This window comes from Kitasatospora sp. NPDC024654, assembly GCF_055559155.1.
Genome location: NZ_JBVHLF010000151.1, coordinates 1 through 9,390, shown reverse-complemented (window position 1 = coordinate 9,390; position 9,390 = coordinate 1). Strand labels below are relative to the sequence as shown.

Annotated in this window: 5 protein-coding genes; 1 reads left to right on the top strand and 4 read right to left on the bottom strand. The window is 76.0% G+C overall.

What is annotated here, in order from left to right; genetic code table 11:
* Nucleotides 1–627: 627 nt before the first annotated feature.
* Nucleotides 628–1,416 carry a helix-turn-helix transcriptional regulator gene (locus ACZ38L_RS37160; protein WP_465702093.1) on the top strand — a complete coding sequence of 263 codons (789 nt, stop codon included), beginning with the start codon at nt 628–630 and terminating at the stop codon, nt 1,414–1,416.
* A gap of 42 nt (nt 1,417–1,458) precedes the next feature.
* On the opposite strand, the gene ACZ38L_RS37155 is transcribed toward ACZ38L_RS37160, so the two are convergent.
* The 4 genes from ACZ38L_RS37155 to ACZ38L_RS37140 form a co-directional block, all read right to left on the bottom strand.
* Nucleotides 1,459–3,072 (bottom strand): hypothetical protein, encoded by a 1,614-nt coding sequence (locus ACZ38L_RS37155; protein ID WP_465702091.1) that lies wholly within the window; start codon nt 3,070–3,072, stop codon nt 1,459–1,461.
* Nucleotides 3,073–3,085: 13 nt separating this feature from the next.
* On the bottom strand, nt 3,086–5,041 hold the full coding sequence (locus tag ACZ38L_RS37150) for a TOMM precursor leader peptide-binding protein (RefSeq protein ID WP_465702089.1): 1,956 nt from the start codon (nt 5,039–5,041) through the stop codon (nt 3,086–3,088).
* On the bottom strand, nt 5,038–6,810 hold the full coding sequence (locus ACZ38L_RS37145; RefSeq protein WP_465702086.1) for a hypothetical protein: 1,773 nt from the start codon (nt 6,808–6,810) through the stop codon (nt 5,038–5,040). The genes ACZ38L_RS37150 and ACZ38L_RS37145 overlap by 4 nt, the downstream gene beginning before the upstream one ends.
* Nucleotides 6,811–6,839: 29 nt before the next feature.
* On the bottom strand, nt 6,840–9,390 hold a 2,551-nt coding region (locus tag ACZ38L_RS37140), incomplete at its 5' end, for a lantibiotic dehydratase (RefSeq protein ID WP_465702084.1).

Sequence of the window (9,390 nt, the reverse complement as noted above, 5' to 3'; positions counted from 1 at the left end):
CGCGTGTGGCCCGAGGTGGTCGGCGCGGCAGCCGGACCGGCGGGAGATCCCGGCTCGTGCGGCACGGAGAGCATCGACGTCATCGCGCCGGCCCGTGCGAGACTCCCCGGGCGGGCATGCGGGTGCTCCGCGGCATGAACCCCCTGCGACAGTGTTGGGCAATCGGGTGATCACTCGCTCTTGAGGTCACCGGCGAGGCGGGCTGCCATGAGCCGGATCAGGGCGACCTTGATCATCGCTTCGGCGTGCGCGGTCCTGCCCTCGTGGTCCCGTGCCAACCGTCTGCACCGTTCCGGCCAGGAGAATGGCCGCTCGACCCCACACCTGCGGGGCAGCACCTGGGGCGCCTGAGCCGGTCCCGGCGCCGTCGTGGGAGGAGTACTCGGCTTGATCGGCGGTGCGGGCGCCGGCATCGGCGTGTGCCGTTTCCAGCGCCGCCTGACGGAGCCGTGGGGATCAGCCGCCGTCGGCTGGTCCCCACGCACCGTTCTGTACGGGCATCCGCCGCGGAACCTGGGGGCGCTCCACCCATGTGATCGTCGCGCACGGCTGGGATCGTGGTGGCGGCCGCACGTTGGCCGGGCACAGTGACCGGTTCGCGGGACGCGTGAAGAAGGGCTGCCGCAGATGAGCAGTGACATCGGTTCGACCGTCGAGGCCGCGGGCTCCCTGGCGGGGGTCGCCGAGTTGTTGGTGTTGCTGTCCGGCCAGCTGGAGCGGTGGCAGGCCGAGCTGGCGCTGGCGCAGGCGCAGGTGAGGGCCCTGACGGAGCAGAGCGAGCGGAGCCGTCGGGAGGAGGGCCGCCCGGCCGTGCTGACCTGCGAGGAGGCGGTGCGCCTGGGGGTGGCGGTGTTCGCCGAGGGGGCGCAGTGCGTCCGGCACGTCCGCGCGTCCGACTCGACGTTCCTGGACCGGCTGCGGACGCGGGGCTTGGCCTGGCCGTCGCGGGTGTCCGTGCGGCAGCTGCTCAGCTGCCCGACGAGCCTGGAACTGCTGGCGCCGGGGGAGGGCGACTGCCTGGTCAGGACGGTCTGGACCGAGTTGGACGAGGTCCTGATCATCGACGAGGCCCTGGCGCTGATCCCCGCACCGGGTGCCGTACGGGTCACCGTGGTCCGGCACCCGGTCGTGGTGCGGCAGCTGGCGCTGTTCTTCGAGGCCGCCTGGGCGCAGGGGGCGCACCCGCGCGAGTCGGTGCTGATCCCGGGCGCCGAGGTCGAGCTCAAGCAGCGGATCGTGCGGATGCTCGCCGAGGGGGCCAAGGACGAGACGGTGGCCCGGCGGCTGGGGATCTCCTTGCGGACGTGTCGACGGCACATCGCGGAGATCCTGGAGCAGTTGGGGGCCTCCAGCCGGTTCCAGGCCGGGGTCAGGGCGGCCGCGCTCGGCGCCGTCCCGGCCCCGGGGCCGCGGTAGTCCGGGCCCCGGGGCTGCAGCAGCCCGCCGGCGGCCGGTGGCTCAGACCCTCAGGTCCAGCATCGGCTCGCTGAACCGGGAGCGGCCGCAGACGAGGGTGAACACCGGAAAGGTCGAGCGGGGCAGCTCCAGGGTCCGCTGCAGCCAGTACTCGCCGAAGGAGCGGGCCGGGCGGGCGAACAGGCCGTGCGCGGCGGCGGCGGTGGTCAGACCGTGGGTGACCCAGCCGCACCAGAGTTGGAGCAGGGACCAGCCGGCCGGCCCGAACTCCGCCAGGATGCCGTCGAGGTCGGCGGCGAAGACCCACACCGCGTTCGCGTGGCGCAGCCCGCAGTCGATGGTGGGCGTCAGGGGGTAGCCGAAGGCGTCCGCGAACCGCCGCATCAGGTCGGGGTCCTGCTGCTCGCACTCCACCTGACCGTGCGCCACCGCGTAGCGGCCGGTGGGGAGCCCGGCCGTCCGCTGCAGCACGACGCGCGTGTGCACCCGGCGCCCCACCTCGGCGAGCAGCGGGCCCGGCGCCGGTCGGTCGAGCCAGGCGAGCAGGTCGAGCAGGCAGTCCGCACCGAGTACGGCGGGCCTGGCGGAGAAGCCCGGCAGGCCGCCACGGGTCCGCCCGGCGGACCGGTTCGAGAGCGTCTCGGCCCAGCTCGGACGCGTGGTGGCCCCCGTGGTAGCCGACGGGTGACGGTCCGGCAGGTCCGGCACGCTGCACACCGGTTCGCTCACGCCGCAGGAGAGCGCGGCCAGCGGTGCGGTCACCTCGTCCGCCTCCCGGACCGAGCCCTGGCGGGACTGCTCGCGCAGCAGCGCGCACTCCTGCTCGTGCTGCTCGGAGCCGGAGCCGGAGCCGGAGCCGGAGCCGGTGTCGGCGCCAGTGCCGGAGCCGGTGTCGGAACCGCCCGCGTCGGGCAGCGGGCGGCTGGACGGCAGCGGTCCGGCGCCCTCGAGGGTCACGACCAGCGGCGGCGACCAGGCCCCGGGACCGCTGCCGTCCAGCAGGCGGACGGCCGCGGCGGTGAGCGCGGCGTCCGAGTGCAGCCGGACCGGGACGCCCAGCAGGTCGGCGGCGGTGTGCAGGGCGCGCAGGTTGATGCCCAGCTCCAGCAGGCTCAGCGCGCAGCGCAGGCGGCCGTACCTGACCGGCAGGTCGGTGTAGCGCGCGGCCAGCAGCACGGTGAGGTCGCCGGGCGCGGGGAGCAGTCCGGCGAGGTCGCCGTCGGCGGCGGCGGTGCCCGGCAGGTCGACCAGCGCGTGCCGGTAGACGTCCAGGTACGCGCGGGATCCGTCGGGTGCCAGCACGAAGGCGTGCACCGGGAACTTGCTGCGCACCGAGGCGATCGCGCGGTGGTCGTTGAACTGGTGGGAGGGCTCGCGCCGCTGCAGACCGAGGGCGCAGACCAGCAGGTGGCCTGCCAGGTCCCCTGGTGCCAAGGCGGAGCGGGCCTCGGGCGGCAGCGGTTGCGGGTAGCGTGCGTCGGCCAGCAGCCGGTGGGTGCCGGCCGGGAGCGGGCGTCCTCGGGTGCCGCGGGCGTGGGCCGGTGGCAGGGTCGAGGTGGTGGGCTCGGTGTCGCTCCCCGGGGTCAGCTCGGCCAGGCCGATCCGCAACGGGCCCTGGCGGTAGGCGAAGAGCCGGACATCGGTGGTCGTCGTCATGCGTGGTGCCGCCTCAGGGGAAGGGATGGGGATCGAAGGGGAAGTCCTCGTCGCGCGGCGGCGTGCCCTGGGCGTCCGCGATCGCGGCGGCCAGCCGGGGGATCCCGGCGAGGCGCTGCTGCGCCTGCCCGAAGCACATCGGCAGGATGCCGGGGACCACGGCCTTGACGACGGACAGCCCGGCCGCGGTGTGCTCGGGCGTGGACTGGTCGACCAGCACGATGCGCTCCAGGCCGGCCTTACGGAACAGCCCGGCGACGAACCGCAGCGCCTGCGTGACGTCCCCGCGGGCGGCGCGGGTGAAGTCCGCCGGCCAGCCGGGAAAGGCCTGCGCCGGGCCGACCACCGGTCCGCCCAGCAGCTCCCGCATCCGGGGCAGTAGTTCAGGGTAGGCGTACCGCTTGTGGTGGTCGGACATCTCCTCGACCAGCCACGGGTCGGCCACGATCGGGCGGGTCGCCTCGACGTCCCAGTCCACCCCGGCGCTGACCATCTGGGACAGCTCCCACAGGCCGGCCCTGATGGCGGCCACCGGATCGGCGCCGGACCCGGCGGAGCTGAGGGTGGCCGGCATCCCGCCGTCCTCCCGCAGGGCCAGCACCCAGACCACCGGGATCGTGAGGTCCACCGTGGCTACCAGGAGGTGGACCTGGTAGCCACGGTCCTCGATCTGCCGCATCAGCAGCAGGCACTCGCGGTCGGTGATCTCCTCGGGCGCGATCCGGGGCAGCGGCCGGCGGCGGTGCCAGGCGAGCAGGAAGGCGTCGCGCTCGGCCAGCTCCAGCAGGGCGTGCAAGGCGGCCTCCTCGTAACTGCCGCCGAGTGCGCAGCCGCTGGAGGAGTCGTGGAAGTAGCGCTTGCGCCTGGCGTGCTCGGGCGCGGTGGAGCGGACGGGGTAGCTGTACTGGTAGAAGCCGATCTCGGCCGGCACGAGCAGCGGTGGGTCGCCGTCCAGCGGGTGGCCCCACACCCAGTCCATCGGGGTGTCCTCGTCGCAGGGCCGCAGGCTGCTCAGCGGCGAGGCCAGCTGCCGCGCGGTGTGCCGGCCCAGTCCGGCGAGCCCGATCGCGCGCTCGCCCAGCTCGCGCGCACTGGCGTCGCGCACGAGTGGGGCGACGTGCGGGTAGCCGCCGCTGCGCTCGTACGCCTCCAGGCAGCCCACGGGCTCGGCGCGTCGGAAGGTCGAGCCGCGGCCGAAGCCCGCGAAGGTCGCCCCGAGCAGGCGGGTCTCGGTCATCGCCATGGCGACCGGACGGATCCGCTGGGTCCCCAGCACCGGTCCGTAGCGGGGGTCGGTCAGCGCCGCGCGCATCCGGTCGGGGTCCAGGCCGAACGGCGGCTCGCCGCGGTCGGGCAGCGGGGCGCGGGTGGGACGGGGGAGCAGCGGACGGGGCGGTGGCGGGTCGGCCGGATCGCCGGCCAGCGGGCCCGGGGCGTCCGCGCACACGGTACAGCGGTAACTGGGCGCCACCCGGTGCCGGCGCAGCCGGCCGTCAGTGGCGAGCGCGAGCAGCTCGCCGGGGGCGAGCAGGGGTCGGTGATGCCGCAGTAGCTCGGTGAGGAGCTGTCCGAGGGCGGGCGCGAGGACCGGCGCGGCGCCCCGCGGCGTCGCTGCCCGTGGCTGTGCCGGTGTTCGCGCCGGGGCTGGGGTCGGGGCGTGGGCGTGGCCGGGCGCGTCCCGGTCGATGTCCCGGGCCTGTGCGCATCCGGCGCAGGCCGACGCGCCGTCAGGGGTCCACAGCGGCCCGAGCAGGACCTCCGCCGAGGTCGCCCGGACGGACAGCAGCGGGCAGCCCTGGTCGCGGGCGATGGCCAGCGCCCGGCTCTCCCACGCGGCGTCGTAGCCAGCGGCGACGGCGATCAGCGGCTCCGGCCGCGCGTCCGTCTGCTCGTGCCAGGGCAGTTCCAGCAGGTCGGCCGGCGCGCCCGGGCCCGGCAGGATCCGTGCGCCCCTGATCCGCGCGCTCATGCCAGGGCCACCCAGCCGCAGCTCAGCGCCGGCTCGCCGGCGGTCGCGTCGTGGACCAGCCGCTGCGCGCGCGGGTGCACCCCCAGGGCCTGGGCGCGCGCGAGCAGTTGGCGCAGGCAGGCGTGCACCTGGCGGTCCGGTGCGGCCTCCAGCGACCACGTGCCGACCGGGTCCGGCGAGAGGACGGGCGCCTGCGGCGCGGTCCGCGCGGCCGCCTGGAACTGGGCACGGGCGGTGGCGGCGTACAGGGCCGCGTAGGTGGCCGAGCCCAGCCGCGGTCCCCACTGGGTGGCCAGCACTTCGCCGGTGACCTCGTCCGCCACGCTGACCAGCTGCCAGTCCAGGCCGGTCACCGTGTGCCGGCGCAGCTCGGCGGGGACGTCGAAGAAGTCCCGCAGCAGGTCCCAGAGCGTACGGGCCGTGAGGCCCTCGACCTTCTCCCAGGGAAGCGGCGCACCGGCGGACCGCGCGAGGGCGTCCTGGCCGGCCTGCCGCAGCAGGCCGTCCACCAGCAGGTGGGCCGGGGTGAGCCCGGCCGCGGGGACCAGCCCGGCCCCTTCCGCGCTCCACTCCTCGGCGGCGCGCCGGCGCAGCACGGTGAGCAGGGCCGTCAGGCCGGCGGCGGCGCGGTTCTCGCCCCACCCCAGGACGTGCGGGCCGGTGGCCTGGGTGGCCGTGCCGCGCCCGGCCGTGCCACGGGCGGCCGACGGTCCGGGGCCCGGGACCACCTGGGCGGTGACCAGGCTGATGGGCAGTTGCGGCAGGTCGAGGTCACGGCCCCAGCGGGCCAGGCCGGTCCACCGGGCGGTGAGGGCGGCGTCGAGCGGGAACTCCCGCGCGGTGGCGGTGGCGGTGGCGGTGGCGGTGGCGGTGGCGGTGGCGGTGGCGGCGGTGGGGTCGGGCTCGGGGATCTCCGTGGGGTCCAGCGGGCGCCAGGCCGGTCCGGGATCGGCCCGCGGCACGGGGACGGCGGTGGTCTGCACCGCGTGGCCGTGCACCACCCAGGCGGTGCGGGTGCCGTCCGCGGTACCGGCCAGGTGGGCCAGCACACCCTGGGCGGCCAGCGACCCGGCCAGCACCGCGCTGACCGGGCGCGGTGCCGCGGAGTCCACCCCGGTCAGCTGCCAGTCGGTGGCCCGGGCCGCCACGGCCAGGAACGCCCGCAGTTCCGCCGGGTCGGTGCAGACCGGCCCGACCAGGGCGACGGCCGGCCCGGCGGCGACCGGCAGCACGGGTGTGCCCGGCGTCAGGAGCGAGGCGGCGGAGAGCAGGTCCAGCGGGGTGTCGCAGTCGTCGATCAGCACCACCACCGTCGCGGAGGCAGCGGGGGCCGCGGTGGCGGAGAGCTCGAGGTCCGTGGTCTCCTCGGTGCCGTTGGCGGCCAGCCCGCGCCGCACCGCGTCGGCCCCGGGTCCGCCGCCGGCGACCGCCACCCGGGCGTCGCGCACCGCGGCGAAGGCCCGGTACGGCTCGGCGCAGTTCGCCTCCAGGTAGCACAGCAGCGCGGCGTGCTCGGTGGCGCTGCGCCGGTCCGGGAGCGGGCCCGCCACCGCGTCCAGGTCGATCAGCACGTCCTGGGCGAGCAGCGCGCGCACGATGTGTTCGAGGACGGGCCGCGACCGTTCGTCCCCGGTCGCCGCCACCATCTCGTCGACACTCGTCCCGTCGAGCAGGGCGCCGAACTGGTCGTCGACGACGGTGAAGAGCGCGGGCGGACCGGAGAGCACGAACGAGCGCTCGCCCCGGCTCCAGTGGATCCCTTGCGGCACCGGGGCGCAGTGTGCGTCCGGACGGAGCTTCACTCGCATGACGTCCTCTGCTGGAATCGGGCCCCGGCGGGGCGGTCGAACTCGATGACCCATTCGACGGCGTGGCGCCCCTGGTGGACTCCCGGCAGGGCCTCCTCCAGGTAGCTGCCAGGGGAACGGCGCTCCAGGAACCAGGGCAGCGCCCGGACCGCCAGCGCACTGGCCAGATCGGCGTACTGCGGCTTCTCCGGCCGCCACTGCGCCGGGTGGCCGCCGCTCCCCAGCGTGCGGGCCAGGGCGGCCGGGGCCGGGGCGGTCTTGATCACCACCTCGTCCGGGACCCCGTGCACCGCCCGCCACGCGGTGAGGTCGACCAGGTACTGGGCCGCATCCGCGGGACCGGGCGCGGACGGGAAGTCGGCCCCGGGATACCAGCGGCGGCGCTGCAGCACCACCTGGCCCACCGTCAGCCGGGGCGTGGCCACGGTGCGCCGCGGCGAACCGGTCGCGGGGGGCTTCTCCCAGCCGAAGGCGTCGACCGCCACCGGGCTCGTGTCGGCCAGCAGCGTGGCGATGCGCAGCGGGGCCGGGTGCAGCTCCTGCCAGCGCATGCCGAGCGTGACCGGGCGCACCCGGGCGCCGTCCGCGTCCAGCAGGACCAGCTCGTCCCGGACCGGGTCGTGCGCCAACCGGATCCCGAGCCAACCCTCGGGGGTGACGGTCCGTTCCAGGAGCGGGATCCGGTGGTTGATGTTGAAGCCGTGCAGTCCGCGGTCCTCGCACGGTGCGACGCCGTCCGCCGAGAGGACCGCGGTGGCGCGCCGGGCGATCGACTCGGCCGCCCGGCCGCCCAGGTCGCGGTCCGCGCCGAGGAAGCGCATGCCGAGCAGGCCGTGGCCCGGGAAGCAGCCGTTCAGCACCAGCCGCCCCGCCACCGGCTGGACCGTGAGCCCGTAGGAGGCCGACGGGCGCCGGAACCGCTCGGGCAGCGCGGACGCCAACTCGGCCAGCAGGCCCGGCGCCAGTGCCAGCTCCTCGGCTTGCGGCTGCTCGGCCCGCTGCCGGGCGATCCGCTCGGCGATCGTGCGCACGGCGGTCGCGCGCAGCTTCAGCAGCTGGGCCAGCGAACCGTCACGCGGGCCGTCCACCCCGTCCGCCCCGTCCGGCTGAGCGATCCGGGCCTCGGCGCGACGGAGCGCCTCGACCAGAGCGGCGGCGTGGTCGAGCAGCGGGACCGCGGCGCCCGGGCCGAAGTGCTCCACGAACAGGGCGCACGCCAGGGCCCGCAGCTCCTGATGGTGGTCGAAGAGCGCGGCGAACTCCGCGACCCGGGCCAGGTCGTCGAGAGCCTGCCGGTGCTCGCCGGCCGAGACCTCGAACGGGTCGAGCACGTAATCCTCGTTGACCCGCAGCCGGCCCGGCCGGGTGCCGTGCTCGGTCAGCCGCTGCTGCGCCGACTCCAGCCGGTTCAGCAGGGCCACCCGCTCCGTCACGGTCGCGTGGGGGAGGCGCCCGAGCGAGGCGGCCGCGTCGGCCAGCTCGGCGGCCGCGACTGGGTCGTGCTCGCGCAGCAGGTCCCGGGCGGCCGGCAGCGGGTCCGCCGCCTGCTCGTCCAGGACCGGTCCGGGCAGCAGGATCTGCGCCTCGCACGCGGCCCGGACCATCTCCGAGGCCTCCTGCCCGGTGCACCGCAGACGGTCCGTCAGCGCCCGACCCAGCTCGGTGGGCGCGAGCGGCCCCAGCGCGAGCAGGTCCAGCAGGGTGGTCAGCTGTGGGGTGAGCGGGGTGGCGAGCACCTGGATCCGCGAGCCGTCGCGCCGGCGGAAACGCACGGCGTCCTGCGTGGTGCGCAGCGAGGGGTTGCGGCGCACCGTGGTCACCTGCACCGCTCCGCCGCCCACCGGCAGCAGGCCCTCGACGAGGGTGGCGAACAGTGCCCGGTCCACCGAGGCGATCGCGTGCGCGCGGCGGCGTCGGAAGGTGACTCGGTCGAGCGCGGTGCCCTGCTCCGACCAGGTGGCGAAGCCGACCGCGGTGAACCGGGCCAGCGGCGAGGTGCGCACCATGGCCCGGGCCAGGTGCTGCAGAATGCCCCGTTCCGACTTCCGGTCCTGCTTGGAGGGGCGGCCGGCCGAGCGCGTGTAGCGGCGCACCGCCGCGAGCACCCCGGGTGAGGTGAGCGCCAGGGACGACTGGAACGGCTCGGCTCCGACCACCATGGCCAGGGTGGCCCGTTCCTTGGTCAGACAGTTCTCGTAGCCCGTGGTCAGCACACTTCGTGCGAGGTCGCCGCGCTTCCGGGCCGTCAGCCACGCGGTGGTCGCGGCGGGCCAGCCGCGGCCGGCCGCGGACGCTTTGGGGGTGCGCTGGTTGTGGATCGCGCGCTTGAGCTCCAGGACGGGTCGCAGCTCGCGCCCGGTGGCCGTTGCGGCGAGCTCGAACAGTTCGGCGCAGGCGGCGTCGGCGAGCGCGGTGCACAGTTGCTCGGCCTCGGTCAGCGTGGTGATCGCCGCGGTCAGGGCGGCGGTGCCCAGGCGGTGTCCGGGCAGGGGGTTGACGCGCACCATGATGGTGTCCGCGAGATTGGCCGGGCCCTGTGGG

Excerpts from the sequence above, each read along its gene's own strand:
- ACZ38L_RS37155 (WP_465702091.1), bottom strand. The coding sequence starts at position 3,072 with ATGACGACGACCACCGATGTCCGGCTCTTCGCCTACCGCCAGGGCCCG.
- ACZ38L_RS37160 (WP_465702093.1), top strand. The coding sequence starts at position 628 with ATGAGCAGTGACATCGGTTCGACCGTCGAGGCCGCGGGCTCCCTGGCG.
- ACZ38L_RS37150 (WP_465702089.1), bottom strand. The coding sequence starts at position 5,041 with ATGAGCGCGCGGATCAGGGGCGCACGGATCCTGCCGGGCCCGGGCGCG.